Origin of the sequence: Pseudomonas sp. JS3066, from assembly GCF_036328175.1 — a bacterium.
Taxonomy (GTDB): Bacteria; Pseudomonadota; Gammaproteobacteria; order Pseudomonadales; family Pseudomonadaceae; genus Metapseudomonas.
Genome location: NZ_CP143312.1, coordinates 2,600,957 through 2,626,132 on the forward strand (window position 1 = coordinate 2,600,957; position 25,176 = coordinate 2,626,132).

A 25,176-nucleotide genomic window follows, 5' to 3' on the forward strand; every position below is an offset into this window, starting at 1 on the left:
ATAGACGAGTGGTCTAATTGGAGGTGCAAGCATGTTCGACGCAATCCTGATCGAGAAAGACGAGGCCGGTTACCGCGCCCGCAATACCCAACTGGATGAAGCGCAGTTGCCGGAAGGCGACGTCACGGTTCGCGTGGCCTACAGCACCCTGAACTACAAGGATGGGTTGGCCATTACCGGCAAGAGCCCGGTGGTACGGCAGTTCCCCATGGTGCCGGGCATCGACCTGGCCGGCACGGTAGAGAGCAGCAGCCACCCGGACTACCAGGTGGGCGACGCGGTCGTGCTCAATGGCTGGGGCGTGGGCGAAACCCATTGGGGCGGACTGGCGCAGAAGGCCCGCCTGAAAGGTGACTGGCTGATCCCACTGCCCAGCGCCTTCACCCCGCGCCAGGCCATGGCCATCGGCACTGCCGGCTACACCGCCATGCTCTGCCTGTTGGCACTGGAGCGCCACGGCCTGAAACCCGGCCAGGGTGATGTGTTGGTCACCGGCGCCAACGGCGGCGTGGGCAGTTTTTCCATCGCACTGCTTGCTCGCCTCGGTTACCGCGTTGTCGCGGCCACCGGCCGTACCAGTGAAGTGGATTATCTGAAGGGCCTGGGTGCTGCCGAAATCATCGACCGCGCGGAGCTGTCCGAACCAGGTCGCCCGCTGGCCAAGGAACGCTGGGTCGCCGCCATTGATTCGGTGGGCAGCCATACCCTCGCCAACGTCTGCGCCGGACTCCGTGCCGACGGTGCTGTTGCCGCCTGTGGCTTGGCCCAGGGCATGGATTTCCCCGCCAGCGTGGCACCGTTCATCCTGCGTGGCGTGAGCCTGCTGGGCATCAATAGCGTCACCCGCCCACGCGCCGAGCGCATCGAAGCCTGGGACCGACTGGCACGGGACCTGGATATCGCCCAGCTGGACGCCATCACCCGCGAGATCGGCCTGGGCGATGCCATCGCCGTGGCAGACGACCTGCTGGCCGGCAAGGTGCGCGGCCGGGTGGTGGTTAACGTCAACGCCTGACGCCGCAGGGCGTCCTCAGGCGCCCTGTTCCAACAACCCCGCCATCCGTTGTGCCAGCCCTCGCTGCCCGGCGAGGCGCTGGACGATCCGTTCGACGATCTCGACCCGTGCCGCCGCACCGGCCCTCATCTCACCCATTGCATGGAGGGCCGCGGCGGACTTTTCCAGTCCCGCGCGGGTTGATCCGCTGACATGCTCCATGCCCGCCCTCGCCTCCTCGGCCGCCTTTTGCAGGCCCTCGGCAATCAGGCGAATCTGCCCACTGGACTCATTGGCGCGCAGCGACAGGTTGCGCACTTCATCCGCCACCACGGCGAAGCCGCGACCATGGGAACCGGCCCGCGCTGCTTCGATGGCGGCATTCAACGCCAGCAGGTTGGTCTGCTTTGCGATGTCCTGGATGCTGCCGACGATGGCGCCGATGCGCATGGACTGGCTGCCCAGCTCGTTGAACACCTGGCCGATGTGGGCCATGTAGGCATCCAGCTCGCCGATAGCCCCGGCCGTGGCCTGCATGCTTTCCGCGCCCAGCTGGACCTTCTCGCCTGCGGCGCGAGCCAGGGCGTTGGCGTACTGCATGTCTGACTCGCAATGGAGAATGGCATCGAGCAACTCGTCCAGTGGACCTTGCAGGTGAGCATTCGAGGGGATGCGGACCGGCTCCGGCTCGGTAGCGGCGACTACTCGGGCGACTCGCTCGACCGGCACCTCCACGCGCACTTCAACCACTAGCGGCGGCTGGAAGTGATACAGCAGGCCAGCGGCAACGAGGGCGGCGAGAGTACCGGCCATCAGCCATCCGCTAGCCGTCAGGAAGGCCAACAGGGAGAGCACGCCGCCACTGCCAAGCAGCAGTGCGGCGAGGGGTTTGCGGGGCATTGAAAGGAACTCCTTCCATATCGCGGGATACAAGATCCTGTAGGGGCGAATTCATTCGCCAAGGGCAGCGCGGCTGCCCCCATCTGGGCCTGAACGTGGCGGGCCTATGTCCCGCTTGGCGATTGAAATCGCCCCTACAGGTAAAGCAGTCCGTGCCCATGCCGGGCAGCGGCGCTCGAACTCAGAACAGCGTCCAGGTGTAGGACAGGATCAGCCGGTTCTCGTCGATATCGGTGCGGTAGTTGGAGCGCGCCATAACGTTGCGCACACGCACGCCGAGTCCCTTGAGGGCGCCGCTCTGGAAGGCGTAGCTGATGTCCAGGTCGCGCTCCCGGTCCTTGCCTTCGAAGCCCTGGCCGGTATCCACGTTGTCTCCGGTGATGTAGCGGGTACTGGCCACCAGGCCGGGAATGCCGAGGGCGGCGAAGTCATAGTCATAGCGCACCTGCCAGGAGCGTTCGTCGGCGAAGGCGAACTCGTAGGTGGGCACTTCGTTACCTAGCGGGCTGACGTTGGCGAACACGCGCGGGAATGAGCTGTCGCCATACATCGCCTGATAGCCGACATAGAAGGTATGGCCGCCACGCTTGGCCGACAGCAGTGAGAAGAAGGCCTGGTTGTCGATGTCGCCAATCAGTTTCTTGCCGTCTTCGCTGGAGTCGAAGTAGCCGACGTTGGCGCCCAGCACCCAGTTGCCCACCGGCTCGCTGTGCTTGAGGCCGAAGAAGCGCTGGTCGTAGATATCTTCCAGCTGCGCATACCAGGCGCTGAGCGTGGTGCGATTGGAATTGAAGGCGTAATCGGCGCCAGCGTAGTTGAAAGCGTCGCTGGATACCTGACGCTGCGGCACGTGTCCGAGCATGGCCTGCATCTTGTCGTCACCCGCCTCGTTGCGCAGGCTGGTGCTGGTGAGGTGGCCGCCCTGCAAGGTCAGTCCGGCGACTTCGTTGGAGGTGATGCTCGCGCCCTGGTAGCTCGGCGGCAGCAGGCGGATATCGCTGAACACCAGCACCGGCAGATTGGGTTGCAACTCGCCGACTTTCAGCTCGGTCTTGGAAAAACGCATCTTGCCGGCCACGCCCAGGCGGCTGTAATCGTCGGCTGCCCTGCCGTCTTCCTTCACCGGCAGCAGGCCGGTATTGACCCGGTCAGGGCTGCTGTCGAGCTTGATGCCGAGGGTGCCGATGGCATCGAGGCCGAAACCCACCGCGCCAGGCGTGTAGCCGGACTTGAAGTTAAGGATGAAGCCCTGGGCCCATTCTTCGGCCTTGGACTGCTTGTTAGCGCCGACGATGTCGGAATAGTCACGGCTGAAGTAGTAGTTGCGCGCCTGCAGGGTCGCGGTGGAGTCCTCGATGAATCCGGACTCGGTGGCCTGGGCGAAGCCGGCGCTGACGCTGGCGCAAAGCATTACGGAAAGCTTGCTCGTGGTGTTGGTCATTTCGTCGCTCTTGTTTTTATTGGGACAAAGCTTCCCCGCCGACCCTCTTTCGGGGCCATGCACGCAAGTCGGGGAAGGTGTGGCGATGGCTGCGGACAGCTCCCGCAGTCGTTCCATCACCGGGTCAGGTCAGGGATTGGGTTCGAGCACCTCCTCCCGTTCCGGTGAAGCCTTGGGTATGCGGCGGGCAGTCAGCAGCAGGTGGGCGAAGATGCCGAAGATCAGCCCCCAGAACGCAGCCGACAGACCGAGGAAGGACATCCCCGACGCTGTGACCAGGAAGGTGATCAGGGCGGACTCGCGGTCTTCGGGCACAGCCATGGACCCGGCCAGCGCACCGGCGATGGCGCCGAACAGTGCCAGGCCCGCGAGTGCGGCGATCAGCTCCTTGGGCAGCGCGGTGAAGATCGATACCAGGGTTGCGCCGAAGACCCCCAGCAACAGGTAGAACACCCCACCCACAACGCCGGAGACGTAACGCCGGGCTGGGTCCTCATGGGCCTCGCGGCCAGTGCAGATGGCCGCGGTGATGGCCGCCAGGGTCAGGCCGTGGCAACCGAAAGGCGCCAGCAACAGACTGCCCAGACCGCTGGCGGAAATGATCGGGCTCGCCGGGGTCGGGTAACCGGCATTGCGCAGCACGGCCACGCCAGGCACGAACTGCCCGGTCAGGGCCACCATTACCAGCGGCAGCGCGATGTTGAACAACCCGTGCCAGCTGAAAGCCGGCGTCACCCATTCCGGGGTGGCGAAGCCGATCACCAGGGCCGAGGTGTTGAGCTGGCCACTGCCAGCGGCGATGGTGCAGCCCACCAGCAGCACGGCCATTACCGCGTAACGCGACGACAGGCGCCGCACCACCAGGTAGGTGATGAACATCGCCATCACCATCGCCGGTTCGTCCTTGAGGGAGGTGAATAGCCGGGTGCCAAAGCTGAACAGGATGCCCGCCAGCATCGCCGCGGAGATGGCCGCTGGCAGCTTGCCGACGATGCGGTCAAAGGCGCCTGACAGGCCCACCAGCAGGATGATAGCGTTGGCCATCACATAGGCGCCCACCGCCTCAGCGGCGCTGATACCCGGCAGCATCGACACCAGCAGTGCCGAGCCCGGCGCCGACCAGGCGATGATCACCGGCACCCGGTAGCGCAGGCTGAGGACGATCCCCAGCACCCCGCTACCGATGGAGATAGCCCACACCCAGGAGGACAGCAGTTCGGCCGGCATGCCGCCGCTCTCGGCCGCCTGGAACACGATGACCAGGGGGCCGGCGTAGGAAATCATGGTGGCGATGAAACCCGCCACCACAGCGGACAATGAACAGTCCTTGAACAAGGTGCGCATGCTGCCTCCTGGCCAGTGGTGCGACGCGTGGTTGGACTCAGCCCTGTGCAGCGGTCGCCAGCGGTGCAACGCGGGTTTGCTGCAGGTGGACGAAGCACATGGCCAGGGCGGCAATGGCACCGGGAATGGCGAAGGCCATGAAGTTCAGTTGCAGCGGCAGGTTGATACCCAGCAGCGCACCGCCCAGCAGCGGGCCGACGATGGCACCGTTGCGACCGATACCCGAGGCCCAACCGAGACCGGTCGAACGGATCGCCAGGCCGTAAAACTGCGCGGCGGTGGCGTACAACAGGATCTGCGTGCCGATGGTGGTGGCACCGGCGATCCCGATCAGCAGGTAGAGCACCGGAGTCGGACTCTTGAAGCCCAGCAGGCTGATGGAGACGGCCGCGACGATGAAGAAGGCGGCAACCACCTTCGGCAGGTTGAAGCGGTCACCGAGGAAGCCGCCGGCAATGGCGCCGAACATGCCGCCGAAGTTCAGGGCGAGCAGGAACGACAGGCTGGAGCCCAGGCTGTAGCCGGCGTTGGCCATCAACTTCGGCAGCCAGGAACTCAGGGCGTAGACCATCAACAGGCAGCAGAAGAACGCTACCCAGATCATCAGGGTGCGCAGCGCACGGCCTTCGCGGAAGAGCTCCAGCACCGGAGCGCCTTGTTTCTTCGCTTCGGTGAGTTCCAGGAGGTCGTCATCACGCAGTTCGAGCTGCGGGTTGACGCGCTTGAGGATGGCGCGCGCCTGCTCGACACGGCCCTGGCGCAGCAGGAAGCCGACCGATTCGGGCAGGTACCAGAGGATCAGCGGCAGCATCAGCAGCGGAACGGCGGCGGCGAAGAACATGGCTTCCCAGCCGAAACGCGGGAGCATGTAGATGCCCACGCCGGCGGACAGCATGCCGCCCAGGGAATAGCCGCTGAACATGATGGCGACCAGGGTGCTGCGCAGTTTCTTCGGCGCATACTCGTTCATCAGCGCCACCACGTTGGGCATAAGCCCACCGATGCCCAGACCCGCCATGAAGCGGCAGATGCCGAACTCGGTCGGGGAGCTGGTGAAGCCATTGAGGACTGTGAAACCGGAGAAAAGCACGAAGCAGATGGCGATGCCCTTCTTGCGGCCGATCCTGTCAGCCAGAGGGCCGAAGAACAGCGCGCCGAACATCATCCCGAACAGCGCGTAGCTGCCCAGGGCGCCGGCTTCCAGCGGGGTCAGGCCCCACTCCTTCATCAGTACCGGCAGTACCACGCCGTAGATGAACAGGTCATAGCCGTCGAAGATGAGCAGGAGTGCGCACCAGCACATCACCATCCAGTGGAAGGGCGTGAAGCGCGCGTTATCGATGATCTCGTGTACGTCGAGTTTTCGCATGGCATCTGTCTCTTTTGTTTTTGTTGTGTAGAAACCGCAGGGACGGGCGCGTGACGTTGCCTGTCCGGTATTGCTCTGCAGGAGACCTCTTGTGGGAGCGAGTTCATTCGCGAATGAATTCGCTCCCACTGGCTGTTATCCCAGGTCACCTCCGCCCACCGGCAGGGTCACGCCGGTGATGTAGGAGGCGTCGTCGGAGGCCAGGAAGAGGATGGCGCCGGCCTGCTCGTCGATGGTGCCGTAGCGCTTCATCAGACTGCTGTCGATCGTCTGGTCGACGATCTGCTGGTACCAGACCTTCTCCTGTTCGCTCTGCTGGGCCGTGTTGCGCGGGATGCGACGCGGCGGCGCTTCGGTACCACCCGGCGCGGTGGCGTTGACGCGGATACCGCGCTCGGCGTTCTCGAAGGCGAGGCAGGCAGTCAGGGCGTTCACTCCGCCCTTGGCGGCGCCGTAGGGGACGCGATTCACCCCACGGGTGGCGATGGAGGACACGTTGACGATGGCGCCCGCGCCCTGCTCCAGCATATAAGGCAGCGCGGCGTGACAGCACCAGAGCGTGGGGAACAGCGAGCGACGCACTTCGGCCTCGATCTCGTGCTGCTGGTAATGCTCGTAGGGCTTGGCCCAGATGGTCCCGCCCACGTTGTTGATCAGGATGTCCAGGCGGCCGAAGCGCTCCACCGCGGCGGCAGCTACACGGTGGCACTCGGTGAACTGTTCCAGGTCGGCGGTGAGCGCCAGCATCGAGGCGGCGGCACTCAGTTCGCCCTGCAGTTCGAAGACCAGTTCAGAGCGATCCACGGCAACGACGTGCGCGCCCTCTTCCACCAGCCGCTCGACAACGCGACGACCGATGCCCTGCGCCGCGCCAGTAACGACCGCGACTTTGTCTTGGAATCTCTTGTACATGGCAGCCCCTGCAATTGGGTTCTGGTATCGCGGATTGGATCCGGGATACGGATCAGCCCCCTCTCCCTTCAGGGAGAGGGTTGGGGAGAGGGTGACGTCCGAGTCAGCTGAACGGCCCTCTCCCCGGCCCCTCTCCCGCAAGCGGGAGAGGGGCGCTTCAAGCCGCGCTGGCGGCGAACTTCTCGTAGTAGAAGTTCGCCGGCGAAATGCCCTGCTCGCGGATGTACTGGCTGACCGCCTCGACCATGGGCGGCGGGCCACACAGGTAGACATCCACGTCGCCGTCGTTGAGGTGCTTGGGCGCGATGTGCTGGGTCACGTAGCCCTTCTGCGGATAGCTGCTGTCCGGACTGGCCACGCAAGCGCTGAAGGTGAAGTTGGGGATGCGCGCGGCGAAGGCTTCCAGCTTGTCCATCTCGACCAGGTCGTGGTCGTGGGTCACGCCATAGATCAGGTGCAGCGGGTGCTCGCTGCCCTCTTCCGCAATTTTCTCCAGCATCGCGGTGAAGGGCGCAAGGCCGGTACCGCCAGCAAGCAGCAGCAGAGGACGACGGATGTCACGCAGGTAGAAGCTGCCAAGCGGGCCGGCCAGGGACATGCTGTCGCCAGCCTTGGCCAGGCCGGTGAGGAAGCTGCTCATCAGGCCGCCGGGGACATTGCGGATCAGGAAACTGACTTCACCGTCCTTCTGCAAGGAGCTGAAGGAGTAGGCGCGGGTCTGTTCGCTGCCCGGCACTTGCAGGTTGACGTACTGGCCCGGCAGGAAGGCCAGCTTGCTCAGGGACTCGCCCTTGATGGACAACGCGATGGTGCTGTCGGACAGCTGGCGGACCGCACTGATGCTGGCCTCGAAGCTGGCCTGCTGGGTCTTGCAGACGTCGGAGGACGCAGGTACGCGCACCACGCAGTCGCTCTCGGCGCGCATCTGGCAGGTGAGCACGTAGCCCTGTGCGGCTTCGTCCTCGCTAAGGGCGTCCTCGATGTAGTCCTGGCCCAGGTCGTAGCGGCCGGCTTCAGCGAAGCACTTGCAGGTGCCGCAGGCGCCGTCGCGGCAGTCCAGCGGGATATTGATGCCCTGGCGATAGGCCGCATCGGCCACGGTTTCGCTCGGGGTGGCGTCGATGAAACGGGTGACGCCGTCTTCGAAAGTCAGTGCGATTTTGTGAGTCATGACCGTGCCCTCAGATGTGGTAGATGTCGATCACTTGGCGAACGTAGTCATTCTTGAGAACGACCTTCTTCGCCTTGATCAGCGGGCTCTCGCCGCGCACGTCGAGGGTGTAGAAGCTGGTGCCGAAGTAGCTGTCCACGGTCTTGTAGCGGAAGCTCAGGGTGTGCCAGTTGAAACGCACCTTGCACTGCCCGTCGGCCACTTCGAGGATCTCGATGTTGCTGATGTTGTGGGAGGTGCGAGTGTCCGGCATGGTCGCGCTGGAACGGTCGGTCTTGATGCGGAAGACGCGGTCTTCCAGGCCGCCGCGGCTGCCGTACCAGATCAGCGAGATTTCAGTCTGCGGATCGATGGTCAGCTCGTCGCGATCGTCCCAGGAAGGCATCCAGAAACTGGCGTCGCTGGCGTACAGCTCCAGCCAGTTGTCCCAGTCCTTGTCGTCCAGGTAGCGCGCTTCGCGATAGAGGAAGTCGCGCACGGCGTCGTAAGAGATGCTCATTGCACGGCCTCCACGGGGATCAGTTGCTGCTCGGCCGCGGCGGCCTTGAGCATGGTCTCCTGCCAGTACTTGTGCTGCAGCACGAACAGGCCTTCGTCTTCGGTGCGTACGCCGGAAAGCAACGGGTGCAGGTCGATTTCCTGGGCGGCGGCATCGGCGCCTTCGACCCAGTGCTCGGCACCACGGGACATGTCGTTCCAGCCACGGCTGCCCTGATAGCCCAGCTGACAGGAGCGGAATTCCTCGAGGTCGTCCGGGGTGGCCATGCCGCTGACGTTGAAGAAGTCTTCGTACTGGCGGATGCGCTTGGCGCGGGCGTCCGGACTCTCGCCTTTCGGCGCGATGCAGTAGATGGTGATCTCGGTCTGGTTGACAGAAATCGGCCGGGCGATACGGATCTGCGAGCTGAACTGGTCCATCAGGTACACGTTCGGGTACAGGCAGAGGTTGCGGGAGTTCTCGATCATCCAGTCGGCACGAGCCTTGCCGAAGTCCTGGACGAGTTCATCGCGGCGCTCGTAGAGCGGACGATCTTCGGGGTTGGCCCAGCGGGTCCAGAGCAGCAGGTGGCCGTGGTCGAAGGAGTAGAAGCCGCCGCCGTTCTTGGCCCAGCTGCCAGCACTCATGGTCTTGATTTCTTCGCCCGCTTCGCGCTGCTTGCGCTGGTTCTGGGTGGCGGCGTAGTTCCAGTGCACGGAGCTCACGTGGTAGCCGTCGGCGCCGTTCTCGGCGGTCAGCTTCCAGTTGCCCTCGTAGATGTAGCTGCTTGATCCGCGCAGGACTTCCAGGCCCTCGGGGGACTGGTCGACGATCATATCGATGATCTTGGCGGACTCGCCGAGATGCTCGACCAGGGGTTTCACGTCGGCATTCAGGCTGCCGAAGAGGAAGCCGCGATAAGACTCGAAGCGAGCCACTTTCGTCAGGTCGTGGGAGCCCTCGCAGTTGAAGCTGGACGGATAGCCGGCTTCGGCCGGGTCCTTCACTTTCAGCAGCTTGCCGGAGTTGTTGAACGTCCAGCCATGAAACGGGCAGGTATAGGAGGAACGGTTGCCGCTCTTGTGCCGGCACAGCTGTGCACCGCGATGGCTGCAGGCGTTGAGGAAAGCGTTGAGTACCCCGTCCTTGTTGCGCGCGATGAAGATCGGCTGGCGCCCCATGTTGAGGGTGAGGTAGTCGTTCTTCTCGGGAATCTGGCTCTCGTGGGCGAGATAGATCCAGTTACCTTCGAAGATATGTTTCATTTCCAGTTCGAACAGACGCGGGTCGGTGAACATCTCCCGCTTGCAGCGGTAGACGCCCTTCTCTTTGTCATCCTCAAGCAGCGAGTGCAGGAAATCGAATCCCAGGGACATGGCCAGGGCCTCCGTTGTTATTGTTCAGGCCAGGTCAGGTTAGGGATGCGGGGCAAACGGCAATATCCGCTTTGTGCAGATCGCTATCCGTTTTTTGCAAAGCGGTGGTGAACGCCTGTAGGAGCGAATTCATTCGCGAAGGCAACGTGCAGCATTGCCGTTGTCGTCGCCGCTGAGGGCCCGATCGCGAATGAATTCGCTCCCACAAGGAGGAAAGCAGGTGGGATCAGAGCCCGCGCCGCTTCAGCGTATCCGACGGCAGTTCGCCGAACAGGCTCTTGTAGCTCTCGGAGAAGCGCCCCAGGTGCAGGAAGCCGTAGTCCAGCGCCAGCTCGGTGACGTTGCGTACGTTGCAGCTGGGGTCGGCCAGGCAGGCGCGAATGCGCTCCAGCTTCTTCTGGCGGATGTAGTGCTTGGGCGTGGTGCCCAGGTGGCGCTCGAACAGCGCGTAGAGGGAGCGCAGGCTCATGCTGGCCTGGCGGGCGAGGAATTCGCTGCTGATGTCCTGTTTCAGGTTGTGCTCGATATAGGCCAGGATGCGATCGAAGGAAGCCTCCTGGCAGCCCAGGCTCTCGCGGCTGACGTTGGTCTTCATCAGGCTGAGCATCTTGCTCGCGACGATCTGCGCGTAATGCTCCTGCACCCTTGGCAGCGCGTCGCTGGCTTCGGCCTCCTGGCAGACCATCGCCAGCAGGTTGACGAAGCCTTCCAGCTCTTCGAGCCGGTAGTTGTTCTGCAGGAAGCGCACGCCAAGACTGGGACGGTGCCAACGCTGCTCATCGCAGATGCTTTCCAGCAGTGTGGTGGGCATCTTCAGGATGAACTTCTCGCAATCGTCCGAGTAGGTCAGGTCCACCGGGTCGTCGGGATTGATCAATAGCAACTCGCCCGGCGCCAGGTAGTGCTCCTGCTTGTGACCGCGCCACAGGCAATGGCCGCTGAGCAGTATCTGCAGGTGGTAGATGGTTTCCAGCGCCGGTGAGGTGACGCGCACGGCACCGCCGTAGCTGATGCGGCACAAATCGAGATTGGCGAACTTGCGGTGGTTGAGGCTGGCCTCGGGATGGCCCGCGGCGGGCAGGCGAATGCAGTGCGAGCCGACATGCTGGTTCACATATCCGGACACGGCATAGGGGTCCGCACGCTCGAACACCTTACTGCGTTCACTCAGCAGGCGACTATCCATCACAGGCACTCTTTCTAGTTGTTGTAAGTCGCGGGCGTCATGCCGGTTGGCAAGCGCCCGCGATCATCATTACGCGATTCTATGTGAGCCTTTTCCTACACGCCCTCAATGGAGATAAACGGTTACGAATCAATCGCCGGACGTCATGTAGCGTCGGCGTGGCTCACGAGCCCCTTTATCACCACGGCTGTGGTTGCGATGGCAGCAGGCACCACCAGCGCGGTCAGCACTTGTTCGAAGTTCCAGCCCAGGCCCAGCAGGGTCGCGCCGATCCAGGCTCCGAGAATGGCACCGAAGCGGCCGATGCCGAGCATCCAGGACACGCCTGTGGCACGACCCTGGGTCGGGTAGAAGCGCGCCGCCAGGGACGGCATGGCCGATTGCGCGCCGTTGACGCACATGCCGGCCAGCAGCACCAGAGTGGCCAGCAGGGTCACTTCACCCAGGCTCTGACCGACAAAATAAGCGAAGACACCGGCCATCAGGTAGAACACGCCAATGACCTTGTGTGGGTTGAAACGGTCCATGGCCCAGCCTACGCCGACGGCGCTGAGTACGCCGCCGAACTGGAACAACGCGCCGATGAACGCGGCCTGCTCCATGCTGGCACCGCTGTCGCGCATCAGGGTGGGCAGCCAGCTGGTGAGCAGGTAAACGATCACCAGGCCCATGAAATAGGTCAGCCAGAGCAGCAGGGTTCCCGCGCTGTAGGTGCCGGAGAAGATCACCTTGAAGACGTTGCGGCTCTGCACGGTCTTCTGTTCCGGCACGCTGAAGCCGGTGGCCGTCGCCACTTCAGCCGGCGCAATGGGGGCGAGTGTCTTGCGTATCTTGTCCGTGCCCTTGTTGCGCACGACCAGGAAGCGCGCCGATTCCGGAAGCCAGATCAGCAGCACCACGGCCAGCGCCAGCGGCAGGATGCCGCCGAGCAGCAGCAGGCTGTGCCAGCCAAAGGCCGGGATCATCGAGGCGGATACGAAGCCACCGGAGGCCATGCCGAGGTTGAAGCCGCAGAACATGCTGGTGACCAGCAGCGACTTCAGGCGCTCGGGGGTGTATTCGGACAACAGCGTCGTGGCGTTGGGCATGGCGGCGCCAAGGCCGAGGCCGGTAAGGAAGCGAAGAATCAGCAGTTGCTCGAGGTTGGCGCTGAAGGCGGAGATCAGGCTGAACAGCCCGAACAGGAACACCGCGGTCACCAATACCACCTTGCGGCCGAAGCGGTCGGCCATGGGACCGGAACCGAGGGCCCCGAAGACCATGCCGATGAGCGCTGCGCTCATCACAGGGCCGAGGCTGGCGCGGTCGATACCCCAGTCCTGGGTCAGCGCCGGGGCGATGAAGCCCATGGCGGCGGTATCCAGGCCGTCGAGGAAAACGATGAGAAAACACAGCAGCACGACACGCCATTGATAGGCGGATAGCGGCTGGGCGTTGATGAAGGATTGAACGTCGAGCGTGCCCGTGGCGGGCAGATGGGCTGGGCTGGTCATGCAAGGATTCCTGCGATTGGCCTTCCTCCGCATGCGGGCCGTTCTATGCGGCCTCTGACGGGGAAGACTCGGACTGGACAGGAATGAGGGCGTTTCCGGTAATACAGGCTACGACCGAAACAGACTCTCATTGTTGTTATTGGCCGCGCTGGCTGGTGGCGCGGCTGTGCAGACCTTACGAATAGACGACTGAGGGTTCAATTCGATAATCGGCAAAGCGTTCGATAGTCGAACAAAGATTGGCTGGAGCGATGAATCCCTTGTGAGGGGCGAACTCATTCGCCAAACAGGCCGAAGGTCTGCCGTCGAAACATGGGGCTGCGTCGCAGCCCTTGGCGATTGAAATCGCCCCTACAGTTGAAATCACCGCACCACTCAATGGAACAACCGCGTGCTCAGGTCCTTGCTCGCTTCCAGCAGCGCCGGGAGGAAGCGGGTTTCCAGTTCCTGGCGGCTGACGCGGCCGACGTGGGTGCCGACGTTCAATGCGGCGAGCACCTGGCCGGCGGAATCGCGCACCGGCACCGCCACCGACCGCAAGCCCATTTCCAGTTCCTGATCGATGATCACCCAGCCCTGGCGGCGAATTTCCGCGATGCTGGCGCGTAGCCCGTCGACGGTATGCACGGTGCGGCTGGTCTTGATCTGCAGGTCGGCGTGCTCGAGGTAGTCGTCCAGGGCGGCGTCATCCAGCGCGGCCAGGAGAATACGACCCATGGAGGTGCAATAGGCTGGCAGCCGGCTGCCAACGCTCAGGTCCACCGAGATCAGCCGGTTGGGCGTGGCCGAGCGGGCGATATAGAGGATCTCGTCGCCTTCCAGGGTGGCCATGGAACAGGCTTCGTGGAGCTGATCGCTGAGTCGGTCGAGGATCGGCTGGGCGGTTACCGCCAGCGGGGTCGACGACAGATAGGCATGGCCCAGGGTCAGGACCTTGGGCAGTAGCGAGTAGGTGCGCCCGTCGGTCGTGACGTAGCCCAGCTTCATCAGGGTGTGCAGGCAGCGGCGCACGGCGGCGCGGGGAATCTCGGTGCGGTGACTGATCTGGGCAATGGTCAGGTGACGCTTACGTTCCTGGAACGCATGGATCACCGCCAGGCCCCGGGCCAGCGAGGTCATGAAGTTGGGATCGCCGGTGAAGGCTTCGATGCGCTTGGCCGGCGAGGCGATGATCGGCGGGGCCAGGGGCGCCAGAGGGGCACGCAGTTCTTCGGTCATTCTTGTTGTCCTTGGTGGATCGCGGTCGCGGCAAGTCGGCCGATTATCGAACCAAAGTTCGATAATCGCAATTGACCCTGATGCCTTCGGCTCTTACTTTTGCCGCCGCCAACCAGCGCCCCGGTTTGATCAGGTACCTCGGCGCCCGGCATCGGCTTCGCTCATGAGGCGCAGCCGGACTCCCCCACCGCGGCAAACGTCAACACCCCGGCGTGCCATGTGGGGTCGATTTCATTCGCCAAGGGCAGACCTGTGGTCTGCCTGGCGATTGAAATCGACCCCCACAATTCCCGTGGTCCCATCCCTACAACAGCTTGCACACCTCGTCGAATTCCAGGCGCGGTCCGCGCGCATGCAGCTTCGACGGATCGCCGTAGCCCAGGTTGCACAGGAAACTGGACTTCACCTGGCTGTCCGCGAAGTGTTCCAGCTGGAAGGCATCCCCCGCACCATCCGCGGGGAAGAACTCGTGGTCTACCAGCGCATTGTCGAATCCCGACATGGGGCCACAGTCCAGGCCCAGGGCCCGCGCCGCGATGATGAAATAGGCGCCTTGCAGAGAGCTGTTGCGCCGCGCGGTGAGGCCGGCGAGCTCTGGCGTGTTGGCGAACCAGGCGCGTGCATCGGTGTGCGGGAATAGCCTGGGCAGCTGTTCGTAGAACTTCAGGTCATAAGCAATGATGGCGGTGACCGGCGCCGCCATGGTCTTGTCCACGTTGCCTGGTGCCAGGGCCGGCATCAGGCGATGTTTGGCCTCGGGAGTACGCAGGAAGAGGATACGCACCGGACAGCAATTGGCGCTGGTCGGGCCCCACTTCATCAGGTCGTAGAGCTGGCGCAGGGTGTCGTCACTCACGGGCTTTTCCAGCCAGGCACTATGGGTTCGTGCGTTGCGGAACAGCAGGTCCAGGCCTTCCTCGCTCAATTTTTCGCTCATCGCTGTCTCCTCTGGTCAGGATTGGCCGCACGCGCGTGCGGATGACCTAGTGAGGATAGTCAGTGCCGAGCTCCACTTGTGGGGGCGAAGCAGCCCCCAGGCTTTAGCCGTTACCTCAAGTCAACAGACCGATGAAGCTGCTGATGCTGACAAAGGCGAGGATGGTGCAGACCACCAATGCCGCGGCGCAGCGACCTTCAAGCCCGTAACGCTGACCGAGGATCGGGTAAATGCTCATCATCGGCGAACACGCGAAAAGTACGCCCGCGATCCGTAGTACAGGGTCTACCGGTGGCAGCAACTGAAAGCTGAGCAAGACCACCAGCGGGTGAAGGAGCAGCTTGCCGATGCTGAGCTGGGCAACATCCTTGATCAGGCCACCGGTCCGGAGGCCGTTGAGGCTGGCGCCGATGACGAAGAGCGCAACCGGCGCCGAGGCCATCGCCAGCATCTCCACCACTTTCGCCGGCACGCTTGGCAGGCGTACCCCGAGCAGGGCCAATCCCAGGCCGATGCTGATGGAGATGATCACCGGATTGCGCAGCAGGCGCAGGAAGGTATCCAGCAGCGCTGCGCGCAAGCCGCTGCCGTTCTGTCGCCCCAGTTCAGCCAGGGCCAGTGCCAACGGGATCATCAGCAGGTTCTCCACCAGCATCCCCAGGGCTAGAGCTACCGCTGCCGGCGAACCGAGGACCATGGCCACGATGGGATAACCGATGAAGCCACTGTTGGACACCGACATGCCAAGGCCTGCCAGGGCGCTGCCGCTGAGGCTGTCCTTGCGCACTAGCCGGGAAAACAGGAAGCCACCCCAGAACACCACCTGGGACCCGATGCCGTAGGCCAGCAGGTAGGTCGCGTCGAACACCTCGTCCAGGGGTTTCTCCAGCAGCGCCCGTATGACCAGGGCCGGCAGGGCGAAGGTAATGACGAACTTGCCCATGCCCAGCACCTGCTCCGGGCTGACCAGCCGTCCGCGGGCTGACAGGTAGCCGATGCCGATGAGGATGAAGATGGGCGCGGTAATACCAAGTATCTGGAACATTCGGGGCTCTTCGGTCAGCAGGTCCCGTCCGCGGGCTGGATCGGCTTCAGTTGCTGCAACCGGCTGCGGGTACGGGAAAAGTCCATATGGGGTTTGCCCCGACACAAGTCGTCCAGACTGGCTTCGCTGGCCAGCAGGAGCCGGGTACCGGCGTCGTAGGCGATGTCGATCAGATTGACGAAGCGTTGCTGCACGTCGATGGCTTCCTCACCCAGGCGAGGTACGCCGCTGATGGCGAGCTGCTGGAAGCGCCTGCTCAGCCATAGGAAATCGGCGCTGGAATGGGGGCGCCGGCACAGCTCGTCGAAGTCCAGCCAGGCACGCTCGGCGTCCATGGCGCGCAGCCTCAGCGGATGGTGGTTGACCACCACGACCGCATCCCGCTCGGCGGCGGAGCTCAACCCCAGCTGGCGCTCGATCCAGGGCTCATCGGTGGCTGACAGCGGCCAGCAGTATGTGCCCCAGGCTTCGAGCTGCCCACGCCGCAGCCGATAGTCTTCGCCGCCGTCCAGATTGAGTACCTCGAAGCGTTTTTCGATCAACGCAATGGCCGGTTGGAAACGTTCACGGTACAGCGGGTTCGGGCAAAGCCCGTCGGGGTCGTAGTTGGAGGTGCAGACCATGCCCACCCCCTCCTCTACCAGCACCTTGAGCAGGCGCCCAAGGAGCACGGCATCGCCGATGTCGTGGACGTGGAATTCGTCGAAGCAGAGCAGCCGTGTATCCACGGCAAGTGCCCTGGCCGCCAGCGCCAGCGGATCGGCCTGGCCGGCGAAGGCACGCATGCGCTCCTGCAACTCCTGGAGGAAGGCGTGGAAGTGCACGCGACGCTTGGCGGAAAGCGGCGCGGCGGCAAAGAAGGCGTCCATCACGAAGCTCTTGCCGCGCCCTACTCCACCCCAGAGGTACAGGCCGGCGACGGGACGTCGCAGCCAGCCCCTTTTTCCGGCCATGAACGACTCCAGCCATTGCCCAAGATGGGCAATGGCTGTGCGTTGCGCCATGTCGGCCCGATAACCACGGGTTTCCAGCAGTGCATCGAAATGCCTTCCGATGCGCTGGCCGACGGCTTCGGCCGGCGCATCGAATGCGGGTTCCCGCTCCCTAGAAGTCAAAGAAGACCGTTTCCCCTTCTCCCTGGATACGAATGTCGAAGCGATAGGCCAGTTTGCCGTCCACTTCGCAGCGACGCGCCACCAGGGTTTCGCGGCGTTGTGGCTGCTCGATCAGGTTCAGCACCGGGTCGACGGCATTGGCGCTGGCTTCGTCGTCGAAGTAGATGCGCGTCTGCAAGTGGATGTTGATGCCACGGGCGAACAGCGACAGGTTGATGTGCGGCGCCATGGCTACGCCAGCGGCGTTCTTCACCACGCCTGGCTTGATGGTGTGCAGGGTCCACTCGCCGGCGTCAAAGGTGGTCGCGGTGCGGCCGAAGCTGTTAAACGGCTTTTCCAGGTCGAAGGCGGTGTCATACACCCCTTCATGGTTGGCCTGCCAGAACTCCAGGAAGGAGTCGCGCACCAGGTGGCCGTTGCCGTCGTAGACACTGCCGAGCAGCAGGATGTGCTGGCCGGGAGCATCTGCCTTGGCCATCTGGTTCCAGATTTCCTGGTCGCGGGTCGGGTTGCCGGCCGCATCCAGGGCCAGGCCGATATGCACGTAGGGGCCGGCGGTTTGCGAGGGGGTTTCCGGCAGCAGTTCGATAGGCATGCGCGTGCCTCCTCAGCGGTTTTCGAAGTGGGTCTTGCGCTGGCCGCGCAGGACGATGTCGAAGCGGTACGCCAGGCAATCCATCGGGATGGCGTTGCTCATGTCGAGCTTGGCGATCAGCGTTTCTACCGCGTCGGGGTTGGCGATGCTCTTGACGATGGGGCACATCGGGATCATCGGATCACCCTCGAAATACAGCTGGGTAATCAGGCGGGTAGAGATGGACGGCCCGCTGATGGAGAAGTGGATGTGCGCGGGGCGCCAATCGTTCGGGCCATTACGCCAGGGATACGGGCCCGGCTTGATGGTGCGGAACTGGTAGTAGCCGTCGCGATCGGTCAGCGCACGGCCGACACCACCGAAGTTCGGATCGAGCGGCGCCAGGTAGCGGTCATTCTTGTGGCGATAGCGGCCGCCGGCGTTGGCCTGCCACATTTCTACCAGGGTGTGCGGAACCGGCTTGCCGTATTGGTCCACGACCCGTCCGGAAACGATGATTCGCTCGCCGATTGGCAGTCCGCCGTTATTGAAGTTGAGCAGCAGGTCGTTGTCGTGCTGACCCATCTTCAAGTGGGAGAAGTCAGGGCCGCTGGTCTCGGAAACGGACTGCGGAATGCTCACCAGCGCCTGGCGCGGCGACCGGGCGATGGAGGTCTTGTAGTCGGGCGTGAAGGCTTTCGGGTGCCAGTTTCGGTCACGAATGACGAAGCGGCTATTTTCCGCATCGGACATCACGGTTTCCTCTTATTGGATTTGTCGGGCGGCCCATCGATACACAGGGCAGTGGGCCGTGACGCGCAGTCTCATCCAACAGAGGCTGGCAGAAAATTGAAATCCTGCCGGCCTTCCATAACCATTTGGTTATGGAAGACGCCCCTCGCGATAGTCCAGCGCCACCTCGCGCAGGGTCTCCACCGCCCAGTGTGCCGCCAGCGAAAGCGGCAAGGACGCATTGCTGCAGATGCCGACCGAGCCTCCGGGCTCCTTGAACCCCAGGTCCAGCTCCACCAGTTCACCGCTCGCCAGGTCCAGGCGCACGGCATCCAGCGGAGCAATCCATACCGCATCGCCGTTCAACACATAGCGTCGACTCAGGGCCAGGGAAAGCGTTTCCAGGCGTTGTCGCGGCGGGCTGATGCCGCTTTGCACGAAGAAGCCGTCGGCATGCTTGCGGATGGTGGTTCCGGCAAGAGGCAGTACCAGGGGGAATCCGTCCAGCGAGCGGCGATCGGCGCCCTCTTCCAGCAACGGGTGGCCGGCGCGCACAACCAGGGTCATGGATTCGCTGTACAGGTGTTCGAAGGTCAGGCCATGAATTTCCGGGTTGTCGGTCATGCGTCCGACCACCAGATCCAGCTCGCCTACCCGCAACTGCGACAGCAGGTAAGCGCCCGGCCCGGTCAGCACACTGACCACCAGCGAGGGATGACTGTGATGCAGACGCCGCACGACTTCCGGCACTAGCAGGCCTTCCACCGTGGAGAGCACGCCAAGACGCACGGTGCCGGCGGCATATTCGCCTTCGCGCAGGCTGTTGACCCCGTCACGCAGCGCCTGCACGCAAGGGCCGGCATAGCGCATGAAGGCCAGGCCCGCCTCGGTCAGGCTGACGCCGCTCTTGCTGCGATCGAACAGGCTGGCGTCGAGGACCTCTTCCAGCTCCTTCAGGGTCTTGGAGATGGCCGGCTGACTCACCGCCAACTGGTCCGCAGCACGAGCCAGGCTGCCCTGGCGTGCCACTTCTAGGAAGCACAGCAGATGGCGGAATTTGATGCGGGTATCGATGTTCAACGTCGCGGTCCTGTTGCGGCTGGCCTGCGAAGGCTAGCGCAAGGACGGGCTGTGGAGCCATTCGTTGGCGGCATTTGTGGGAGCGAATTCATTCGCGATTGAAATCGCTCCCACAGGAATAGTCAGACGGTCAGGCCGCGCACACCTTCCCGGCCAGTTCCATTCGTCCGAAGCGTGCTCCGGGCTCTAGCGGCGTAATCGCCAGCAGTCGGTCCATGCGCACTGAACAGGGTCCGTCCTCCACTTCCAGCACGAAGAATTCTTCCTTCTCCGCGCTGGTGTGGGTGGTCAGCGCCCTGGCCTCGAACCCGCCGCCGTCCACCAGTTCCACCTTCACCAGGTAGCGATAGAGACAGGCGATTTCAAGGAAATCGTGCAGGTCGCAATCCAGGGGCTGATACATCGCGAGCTCCTCAGCAACCTTGCAGTGGAATGATCGAGTAGCCGTACTGGCCGATGGCTTCGGCCACCTGCGGGCTGGCGATCTCGCTGTGGCAGAACAGGCATTCGCTGGCGGCGATGTCGGCGTCCTGCACACCCCGGCTGGCCAGCCACTCGGCGGCGAAGCGTCCAGCCTGGATCTTGTCGCCGCCGTCGGTGAGCACGTCGAAGTGCAGGTAACGGCCATCGCGGGTACGGACATGGGTATCGAAGACTTTCACCTGCATTTCGATGCCCTCCTTACTTCAGGTCCGCAATCGCGGCGCCAAAGTTAATGTGCAGTACCTGGTCGTCCACCACCAGGGCAGGAACCGATTTCACGCCGGCGGCTTCAGCTTCGGCGACGCGGGCCGGGGCCTCGCCCAGGTGCACCACTTCCACCTTAACCTCAGGGGCGAGCAGGTTGAGCAGGGTCTGTTCAGCGGAAACGCATACCGGGCAGCCGGCGTGGTAGTAACGAGCGGTAGTCATCTTCAGTCTCCTGGTTGATTTGGTATCGAATCGATACGTTATTCAGATTACCCGGAGGCACCCCTTTGTCAATATAGTTTTTACTCGATACTATCTATCGACGGAGGTGAACATGAGCACCCTATTCGACCTGTTCGAAAGACTGACCAGCCTGATGCGCATCTGGCACCGCGAGCACCCGCTGCTCGCCGACCTGCAGCCGGTGCAGCTCAGCGCGCTCGAGTACCTGGCGCGCTGCAACCACTACTCGGATACGCCGCTGGCGGTGACCGACTACCTCGGGCTGACCAAGGGCACCGTGTCGCAATCGCTGAAAGCACTGGAAGCGAAGGGGCTGATCGAGAAGCGTCAGGACCTCAACGACAAGCGCAGCGTGCACCTGGTGTTGACGCCTGCGGCGCGGGAGTTGCTGGCTGCGGTGACGCCGCCGGCATTCCTGGCTGACGCCGCGGCGGAAATGGGGGCGGACGCGGCACAACTGGAGCGGCTACTGGGAGAGTTGCTGCGTACTGTGCAGCGCCAGGTCGACGTGCCCGGTTTCGGCCTGTGCAAGACCTGCCGCTTCCACCAGCAGCGGGACGGCGAGCCCTTCTGCGGACTGACCCGGGAACCCCTGAGCCGCCCCGCCATCGAGCTGATCTGCCGCGAGCACGAACCTCTCGACAGCGCGGCCTGATCGCGCCAGTACCTGATGGGCAGGCTGGGGCCTCCCTGCCCCACATGAATTCAGGCGGCGGTGTCGAAAAGTTCGCGGCCCTGATCCAGGTACTGATCCACCAGCCACCTGCCGTGGGCCAATGATGCCTGCTGGGCCTTGCCGAGTTCCGCCAGGAAGGAATAGCGGACCGGAAGCGCAATGCGGCGCGTGGTCTGGCCGTCAGGCGCGATGATGTGGCAGCCGGCTGCCCAGGGCGTCGGAATGCCCGGATGCTCGAAGACGTCAGCGACTACGGTGTGGTTGCGGTGAACGCATTGCAGGGTGCTCATGGGGTCTACCTCTTTGTTGAATGCCCGGAGCCATGGAGTCGGCCAGCCCGGCGGGCGTGAATGAAGTTCAACTGAAGGTCGGCGCATGCCTTGCTCACTTCCGGATATAGCACAGGGAGCAATCCGGGACGTTTCACCTGACCGGGGGTCATCCCATTGGCCTGCCGGGTTTCCCGCAAATTGGCTATTCGACGGCACCGGACCGCACGATAACTTACGTCCATCCCCGCAACCTGCGGGTCCCGACTGGAGAGAGCAAGATGCGAATCGAGTGGAAGCAGCAAGCGCCCGAAGTCTTCAAGGCCATGCTGGGCCTGGAGCAGGCCCTCGCCAAATCCGGCCTGGAGAATTCCCTGCTTGAGCTGATCCGCCTGCGCGCGTCGCAGATCAACGGTTGCGCCTACTGCGTCAACCAGCATGCCAATGACGCACGCAAGGCGGGTGAAACCGAAGCTCGCCTGCAGACCCTGAGCGTCTGGAAGGAAACCCGCTTTTTCAGCGAGCGAGAGCGTGCTGCCCTGGACTGGGTCGAGAGTCTGACATTGCTGCCCGAACGCCACGCGCCGCAACATCAGTTCGATGCCCTGCGCGAACACTTCAGCGAAGTCGAGATCGTCAACCTGACGCTGGCCATCGCCACCATCAACGCCTGGAACCGCTTCGGCGTGGGCTTCGAGCTGGTCCCCTGAGGCAATATCCGCACCTTTCCAATGGGCCGCCGCGTGCGGCCCATTGCATTTCCGAGCCATCCACAACGACCGGCAATGCGGTATTTTTTCTGACAGTCCCTCGCCGGAGCCATGCATGGAACTCCACATCGTCATCCAGGGCAGCAAGGACCTGTCCGGTCAGCTGTATCGCCAGTTACGCGAAGCCATCGAGTCCGGCCGCCTGAAGGCGGGAACCCGGCTGCCACCCAGCCGCTTGCTGGCCGAGCAGCTCGGCATCTCGCGCAAGACGGTGTCCGATACTTATGCCCTGCTTACCTACGACAACCTGCTCACCGGCAAGGTTGGCTCGGGCACCTTCGTCAATGCCCAGTCCGCCGGACAGGGACGCAAGCAGGGGCACGAATCGCTGGCCAGCGCGGCGATCATTTCCCGGTGGCGCAATATCTCTACCAGCCTGCGCCATCCATCCCCCGACGCGATGTTGCGCTACGACTTCATCGGTGGCGCGACCACCCGCAACCAGTTCCCCCAGGACGATTGGCGCCGCTGCACCCAGCATGCCCTGCGCCAGACGGCGAAATCTCGGGGCCTCTACAGCGAAACAGCCGGCTTGCCCGCCCTGCGCGATGCCATTGCGCGCCATGTGGCCTTTTCCCGCGGCGTGCGCTGCAACGCCGAAGATGTCGTGGTGTGCAATGGCGCGCAGCAAGCGTTGGACCTGCTCGCCCGTGTGCTGATCGAGCCGGGGTGCAGCGTGGCCGTGGAGGACCCCGGCTACCCGCCGGCACGCCAGTTGTTCGCTGCCCAGGGCGCCGAGGTAATTGGCATTCCGGTGGATGCGGAAGGCATCTGCGTCGACGCCATCCCCGAGCATGTGCGGTTGATCTACGTGACCCCGTCGCACCAGTTCCCCCTCGGCATGCCCATGAGCCAGGCCCGGCGCGAAGCGCTGCTGGAGAAAGCCCTGCGTATCGGCGCGGTGATCATCGAGGATGACTACGACTGCGAGTTCCGCTACGAAGGCCGCCCCACAGAAACCCTGCAGAGCCTGGACAGCCAAGGCGTGGTGGCCTACGTCGGCACCTTCTCCAAATCCTTGCAGCCCGAGCTTCGCCTGGGCTACTGCATCCTGCCGCCGGCACTGATCGCTGCCGTTACCGCCGCCAAGCAGCTCGCTGACTGCCACTGCTCCACCTTGACCCAGTGGACCCTGGCCAAGTTCATCGATGAAGGCTGCCTGCTCAAGCATATCCGCCGCAGCCACATCCTCTACACCAGCCGGCGCGAGCGCATCCACGAGCGTTTCAAGGGCGACCTGGCGCGCTGGTTCGAGCTGGTGCCTTCGGTGGCAGGGTTCCACCTCGCAGTGCTGGCGAAGGTGCCGGTGGACATGCCGCTGCTGGTGGAACTGGCCCGCAAGGTGGACGTCGGCCTCTATCAACTGGCCGCCTTCTCCTACCAACTGCCGCCGCGCAGTGGCCTGATGCTCGGCTACGGAGGCATCGAGACCCTGGACATCGACCCGGCACTGGATCGGGTGCGGGACATCCTGGAGCAGATTGCATAGGGAGGTTGGATAACCTCCTTTGTGGACTAAGGACTGGCAGGAGCGAGCTTGCTTGCGAACAGCTTGAGCACGATCCTTCGCGAGCAAGCTCGCTCCTACAGAAAACCACGACCCAAGGATGTAGTTTCCCACGTACAAATTGAGAAAGGGGCTGCACTTGGCAGCCCCTTTCTCATTGAACGCCAACTGTCAGCGACGATCGCGCCAGATGGTCTGCACATTGAGGAACTCGCGCAGGCCGAAGTGGGACAGTTCGCGACCGTAACCGCTTTTCTTCACGCCACCGATCGGCACGCGCGGGTCGGAGGCGGTGAAGCCGTTGATGAATACGGCGCCGCTGACGATACGACGGGCCAGCTTCTGCGCCTTTGCGGCATCGGTAGTCCAGAGCGCACCACCCAGGCCGAACTCGCTGTCGTTGGCCAGCTCGACCGCATGCTCGGCATCGCGGGCGACGATCAGGGACGCCACAGGGCCGAAGATTTCCTTGCGGAATGCAGTCATGTCCGGGGTCACGTCAGCCAGGATGGTCGGTGCGTAGAAGTTGCCTTCGCCTTCCAACTTGTGGCCACCGAGCAGCAGGGTCGCGCCCTCGGCCAGGGTCGCCTGCACCTGGCCATCGAGTTCATCGCGTAGGTCGAAGCGGGCCATGGGGCCGACGAAGGTGGAATCGGCTTGCGGATCACCGATCTGCAGCGCCTTGACCGCCGCCACGAAACGCTCGGTGAAGGCTTCGGCGATAGGCGCTTCGAGGATGATGCGCTTGGCCGCGATGCACACCTGCCCGGCATTGTTGAAACGGCTGGAGACCGCGGCTTTCACGGCCTGGTCCAGGTCGGCGTCGGCCAGGACGATGAAGGGATCGGAACCGCCCAACTCCAGCACGCACTTCTTCAGCGCCGCACCGGCCTGGGAGGCGATGGCGGCACCGGCGCCCACGCTACCTGTCACCGCCACCATGGCAATGCGCGGGTCGGCGATGGCCACGGAGACCAGCGGCGGCTCGACATTGATCACCTCGAACACACCTTCCGGCAGGCCAGCCTCGGCCCAGGCGTTGCCCAGCAGGCGAGCGCAGCCCATTACGTTGGGTGCGTGCTTGAGCACATACGTGTTGCCGCCGAAAATGATCGGCACTGCGCCGCGCATCACTTGCCACACGGGGAAGTTCCAGGGCATCACGGCCAGCACCGGCCCCAACGGCAGATAAGCGACCACAGCCTTGTCGTCCTCCACCAGGGTCGGCTCGTCGGCCACCATTGCGGGACCATGCTCGGCGTACCACTCGCAAAGCTTGGCGCACTTCTCGATCTCGCCACGGGACTGGCTGATCGGCATGCCCATTTCAGTGGTGGTCATCCGCGCCATGGTTTCGGCGTTGGCACGCAGCGCCTTGGCCATGCGCAGCAGCGCCGCGCTGCGCTCTGCCACGCTGGACTGGCTCCAGACCTCGAACCCGCGCTGGGCAGACGCCAGGCTGGCTTCCAGGGCGGCGGCATCCTGGTAGGGATAACGGGCAATTTCTTCGCCGGTGGCAGGGTTGCGGGAGATGGCGACGGGCTGAGTCATGTTGTCCTCGTTCTACGTGAGAGCCGGTCAGGGCTCGCGATCAATCATGCGGCGACGTTAAGGCAGCGACCGATTCACGTAAAACGAATAATCAAGAAGAAAGTA

At 63.6% G+C, this 25,176-nt stretch carries 26 protein-coding genes; 4 read left to right on the forward strand and 22 right to left on the reverse strand.

The window, feature by feature from the left end; translation table 11 throughout:
* Positions 1–31: 31 nt before the first annotated feature.
* Entirely contained in the window at positions 32–1,015 is a 984-nt protein-coding gene (gene acuI / locus SA496_RS12085; protein WP_153920096.1) for an acrylyl-CoA reductase (NADPH), read from the forward strand.
* A gap of 15 nt (positions 1,016–1,030) precedes the next feature.
* Here acuI and SA496_RS12090 read toward each other — a convergent pair whose 3' ends face one another.
* The 20 genes from SA496_RS12090 to SA496_RS12185 form a co-directional block, all read right to left on the reverse strand.
* Positions 1,031–1,894 (reverse strand): methyl-accepting chemotaxis protein, encoded by an 864-nt coding sequence (locus SA496_RS12090; protein ID WP_153920098.1) that lies wholly within the window; start codon positions 1,892–1,894, stop codon positions 1,031–1,033.
* A gap of 181 nt (positions 1,895–2,075) precedes the next feature.
* The gene (locus SA496_RS12095; protein WP_280358927.1) at positions 2,076–3,305 is read right to left on the reverse strand and encodes an OprD family porin; all 1,230 of its coding nucleotides are present in this window, start codon (positions 3,303–3,305) and stop codon (positions 2,076–2,078) included.
* Positions 3,306–3,464: 159 nt separating this feature from the next.
* Positions 3,465–4,679: a benzoate/H(+) symporter BenE family transporter gene (locus SA496_RS12100; protein ID WP_330115484.1), complete on the reverse strand. Its 1,215-nt coding sequence runs from the start codon at positions 4,677–4,679 to the stop codon at positions 3,465–3,467.
* A gap of 37 nt (positions 4,680–4,716) precedes the next feature.
* Positions 4,717–6,048, reverse strand: a complete 1,332-nt coding sequence (locus SA496_RS12105; RefSeq protein ID WP_120651009.1) for an MFS transporter — start codon at positions 6,046–6,048, stop codon at positions 4,717–4,719.
* Between the two features lie 135 nt (positions 6,049–6,183).
* Complete coding sequence (locus tag SA496_RS12110) at positions 6,184–6,960, reverse strand: 1,6-dihydroxycyclohexa-2,4-diene-1-carboxylate dehydrogenase (RefSeq protein WP_153920104.1); 777 nt, start codon at positions 6,958–6,960, stop codon at positions 6,184–6,186.
* Between the two features lie 157 nt (positions 6,961–7,117).
* Complete coding sequence (benC, locus tag SA496_RS12115) at positions 7,118–8,131, reverse strand: benzoate 1,2-dioxygenase electron transfer component BenC (protein WP_153920106.1); 1,014 nt, start codon at positions 8,129–8,131, stop codon at positions 7,118–7,120.
* Between the two features lie 10 nt (positions 8,132–8,141).
* The gene (gene benB / locus SA496_RS12120; protein ID WP_120651006.1) at positions 8,142–8,630 is read right to left on the reverse strand and encodes a benzoate 1,2-dioxygenase small subunit; all 489 of its coding nucleotides are present in this window, start codon (positions 8,628–8,630) and stop codon (positions 8,142–8,144) included.
* A complete protein-coding gene (gene benA / locus SA496_RS12125) occupies positions 8,627–9,985 on the reverse strand; it encodes a benzoate 1,2-dioxygenase large subunit (RefSeq protein ID WP_120651005.1) in 1,359 nt (452 codons plus the stop codon). Before benA ends, benB begins: the two co-directional genes overlap by 4 nt.
* 226 nt (positions 9,986–10,211) lie before the next feature.
* Entirely contained in the window at positions 10,212–11,174 is a 963-nt protein-coding gene (locus tag SA496_RS12130; protein ID WP_120651004.1) for an AraC family transcriptional regulator, read from the reverse strand.
* A gap of 140 nt (positions 11,175–11,314) precedes the next feature.
* Positions 11,315–12,664, reverse strand: coding sequence for an MFS transporter (locus SA496_RS12135; RefSeq protein WP_120651003.1), 1,350 nt, complete (start codon positions 12,662–12,664; stop codon positions 11,315–11,317).
* A 375-nt stretch (positions 12,665–13,039) separates the two neighbouring features.
* Positions 13,040–13,882: an IclR family transcriptional regulator domain-containing protein gene (locus SA496_RS12140; RefSeq protein ID WP_120651002.1), complete on the reverse strand. Its 843-nt coding sequence runs from the start codon at positions 13,880–13,882 to the stop codon at positions 13,040–13,042.
* Positions 13,883–14,186: 304 nt separating this feature from the next.
* Positions 14,187–14,819, reverse strand: coding sequence for a malonic semialdehyde reductase (locus SA496_RS12145; protein ID WP_330115485.1), 633 nt, complete (start codon positions 14,817–14,819; stop codon positions 14,187–14,189).
* A gap of 115 nt (positions 14,820–14,934) precedes the next feature.
* Entirely contained in the window at positions 14,935–15,864 is a 930-nt protein-coding gene (locus tag SA496_RS12150) for an AEC family transporter (protein ID WP_330115486.1), read from the reverse strand.
* 14 nt (positions 15,865–15,878) lie between these two features.
* On the reverse strand, positions 15,879–16,979 hold the full coding sequence (gene zapE, locus SA496_RS12155; RefSeq protein WP_330115487.1) for a cell division protein ZapE: 1,101 nt from the start codon (positions 16,977–16,979) through the stop codon (positions 15,879–15,881).
* Positions 16,969–17,574: a protocatechuate 3,4-dioxygenase subunit alpha gene (gene pcaG, locus SA496_RS12160; protein ID WP_120650998.1), complete on the reverse strand. Its 606-nt coding sequence runs from the start codon at positions 17,572–17,574 to the stop codon at positions 16,969–16,971. Before pcaG ends, zapE begins: the two co-directional genes overlap by 11 nt.
* A gap of 12 nt (positions 17,575–17,586) precedes the next feature.
* Positions 17,587–18,306: a protocatechuate 3,4-dioxygenase subunit beta gene (gene pcaH / locus SA496_RS12165; RefSeq protein ID WP_153920116.1), complete on the reverse strand. Its 720-nt coding sequence runs from the start codon at positions 18,304–18,306 to the stop codon at positions 17,587–17,589.
* Between the two features lie 129 nt (positions 18,307–18,435).
* Positions 18,436–19,365 (reverse strand): pca operon transcription factor PcaQ, encoded by a 930-nt coding sequence (pcaQ, locus tag SA496_RS12170; RefSeq protein WP_120650996.1) that lies wholly within the window; start codon positions 19,363–19,365, stop codon positions 18,436–18,438.
* A gap of 130 nt (positions 19,366–19,495) precedes the next feature.
* The gene (locus SA496_RS12175) at positions 19,496–19,768 is read right to left on the reverse strand and encodes a Rho-binding antiterminator (protein WP_120650995.1); all 273 of its coding nucleotides are present in this window, start codon (positions 19,766–19,768) and stop codon (positions 19,496–19,498) included.
* Between the two features lie 10 nt (positions 19,769–19,778).
* Positions 19,779–20,033, reverse strand: a complete 255-nt coding sequence (locus SA496_RS12180; protein WP_120650994.1) for a DUF2024 family protein — start codon at positions 20,031–20,033, stop codon at positions 19,779–19,781.
* A 13-nt stretch (positions 20,034–20,046) separates the two neighbouring features.
* The gene (locus SA496_RS12185; RefSeq protein ID WP_120650993.1) at positions 20,047–20,277 is read right to left on the reverse strand and encodes a glutaredoxin domain-containing protein; all 231 of its coding nucleotides are present in this window, start codon (positions 20,275–20,277) and stop codon (positions 20,047–20,049) included.
* Positions 20,278–20,389: 112 nt separating this feature from the next.
* Here SA496_RS12185 and SA496_RS12190 point away from each other — a divergent pair, with 112 nt between their 5' ends.
* Positions 20,390–20,953 carry a MarR family winged helix-turn-helix transcriptional regulator gene (locus tag SA496_RS12190; RefSeq protein ID WP_120650992.1) on the forward strand — a complete coding sequence of 188 codons (564 nt, stop codon included), beginning with the start codon at positions 20,390–20,392 and terminating at the stop codon, positions 20,951–20,953.
* A 50-nt stretch (positions 20,954–21,003) separates the two neighbouring features.
* Here the strand turns inward: SA496_RS12190 and SA496_RS12195 are convergent, their stop codons facing one another.
* Positions 21,004–21,264: a hypothetical protein gene (locus SA496_RS12195; RefSeq protein ID WP_120650991.1), complete on the reverse strand. Its 261-nt coding sequence runs from the start codon at positions 21,262–21,264 to the stop codon at positions 21,004–21,006.
* Between the two features lie 260 nt (positions 21,265–21,524).
* On the opposite strand from SA496_RS12195, the gene SA496_RS12200 reads away from it, so the two are divergent.
* Positions 21,525–21,953, forward strand: coding sequence for a carboxymuconolactone decarboxylase family protein (locus SA496_RS12200; RefSeq protein ID WP_120650990.1), 429 nt, complete (start codon positions 21,525–21,527; stop codon positions 21,951–21,953).
* 115 nt (positions 21,954–22,068) lie between these two features.
* The gene (gene pdxR, locus SA496_RS12205; protein ID WP_120650989.1) at positions 22,069–23,502 is read left to right on the forward strand and encodes a MocR-like pyridoxine biosynthesis transcription factor PdxR; all 1,434 of its coding nucleotides are present in this window, start codon (positions 22,069–22,071) and stop codon (positions 23,500–23,502) included.
* A 189-nt stretch (positions 23,503–23,691) separates the two neighbouring features.
* On the opposite strand, the gene SA496_RS12210 is transcribed toward pdxR, so the two are convergent.
* On the reverse strand, positions 23,692–25,071 hold the full coding sequence (locus SA496_RS12210) for an aldehyde dehydrogenase family protein (protein WP_120650988.1): 1,380 nt from the start codon (positions 25,069–25,071) through the stop codon (positions 23,692–23,694).
* Positions 25,072–25,176: the final 105 nt, after the last annotated feature.

Excerpts from the sequence above, each read along its gene's own strand:
- SA496_RS12175 (WP_120650995.1), bottom strand. The coding sequence starts at position 19,768 with ATGTATCAGCCCCTGGATTGCGACCTGCACGATTTCCTTGAAATCGCC.
- benC (WP_153920106.1), bottom strand. The coding sequence starts at position 8,131 with ATGACTCACAAAATCGCACTGACTTTCGAAGACGGCGTCACCCGTTTC.
- SA496_RS12145 (WP_330115485.1), bottom strand. The coding sequence starts at position 14,819 with ATGAGCGAAAAATTGAGCGAGGAAGGCCTGGACCTGCTGTTCCGCAAC.
- SA496_RS12110 (WP_153920104.1), bottom strand. The coding sequence starts at position 6,960 with ATGTACAAGAGATTCCAAGACAAAGTCGCGGTCGTTACTGGCGCGGCG.
- SA496_RS12090 (WP_153920098.1), bottom strand. The coding sequence starts at position 1,894 with ATGCCCCGCAAACCCCTCGCCGCACTGCTGCTTGGCAGTGGCGGCGTG.
- SA496_RS12195 (WP_120650991.1), bottom strand. The coding sequence starts at position 21,264 with ATGAGCACCCTGCAATGCGTTCACCGCAACCACACCGTAGTCGCTGAC.
- SA496_RS12190 (WP_120650992.1), top strand. The coding sequence starts at position 20,390 with ATGAGCACCCTATTCGACCTGTTCGAAAGACTGACCAGCCTGATGCGC.
- SA496_RS12210 (WP_120650988.1), bottom strand. The coding sequence starts at position 25,071 with ATGACTCAGCCCGTCGCCATCTCCCGCAACCCTGCCACCGGCGAAGAA.
- SA496_RS12185 (WP_120650993.1), bottom strand. The coding sequence starts at position 20,277 with ATGACTACCGCTCGTTACTACCACGCCGGCTGCCCGGTATGCGTTTCC.
- SA496_RS12095 (WP_280358927.1), bottom strand. The coding sequence starts at position 3,305 with ATGCTTTGCGCCAGCGTCAGCGCCGGCTTCGCCCAGGCCACCGAGTCC.
- SA496_RS12105 (WP_120651009.1), bottom strand. The coding sequence starts at position 6,048 with ATGCGAAAACTCGACGTACACGAGATCATCGATAACGCGCGCTTCACG.
- pdxR (WP_120650989.1), top strand. The coding sequence starts at position 22,069 with ATGGAACTCCACATCGTCATCCAGGGCAGCAAGGACCTGTCCGGTCAG.
- benA (WP_120651005.1), bottom strand. The coding sequence starts at position 9,985 with ATGTCCCTGGGATTCGATTTCCTGCACTCGCTGCTTGAGGATGACAAA.
- benB (WP_120651006.1), bottom strand. The coding sequence starts at position 8,630 with ATGAGCATCTCTTACGACGCCGTGCGCGACTTCCTCTATCGCGAAGCG.
- pcaG (WP_120650998.1), bottom strand. The coding sequence starts at position 17,574 with ATGCCTATCGAACTGCTGCCGGAAACCCCCTCGCAAACCGCCGGCCCC.
- acuI (WP_153920096.1), top strand. The coding sequence starts at position 32 with ATGTTCGACGCAATCCTGATCGAGAAAGACGAGGCCGGTTACCGCGCC.
- SA496_RS12180 (WP_120650994.1), bottom strand. The coding sequence starts at position 20,033 with ATGCAGGTGAAAGTCTTCGATACCCATGTCCGTACCCGCGATGGCCGT.
- pcaH (WP_153920116.1), bottom strand. The coding sequence starts at position 18,306 with ATGTCCGATGCGGAAAATAGCCGCTTCGTCATTCGTGACCGAAACTGG.
- SA496_RS12135 (WP_120651003.1), bottom strand. The coding sequence starts at position 12,664 with ATGACCAGCCCAGCCCATCTGCCCGCCACGGGCACGCTCGACGTTCAA.
- SA496_RS12140 (WP_120651002.1), bottom strand. The coding sequence starts at position 13,882 with ATGACCGAAGAACTGCGTGCCCCTCTGGCGCCCCTGGCCCCGCCGATC.
- SA496_RS12200 (WP_120650990.1), top strand. The coding sequence starts at position 21,525 with ATGCGAATCGAGTGGAAGCAGCAAGCGCCCGAAGTCTTCAAGGCCATG.
- SA496_RS12150 (WP_330115486.1), bottom strand. The coding sequence starts at position 15,864 with ATGTTCCAGATACTTGGTATTACCGCGCCCATCTTCATCCTCATCGGC.
- SA496_RS12100 (WP_330115484.1), bottom strand. The coding sequence starts at position 4,679 with ATGCGCACCTTGTTCAAGGACTGTTCATTGTCCGCTGTGGTGGCGGGT.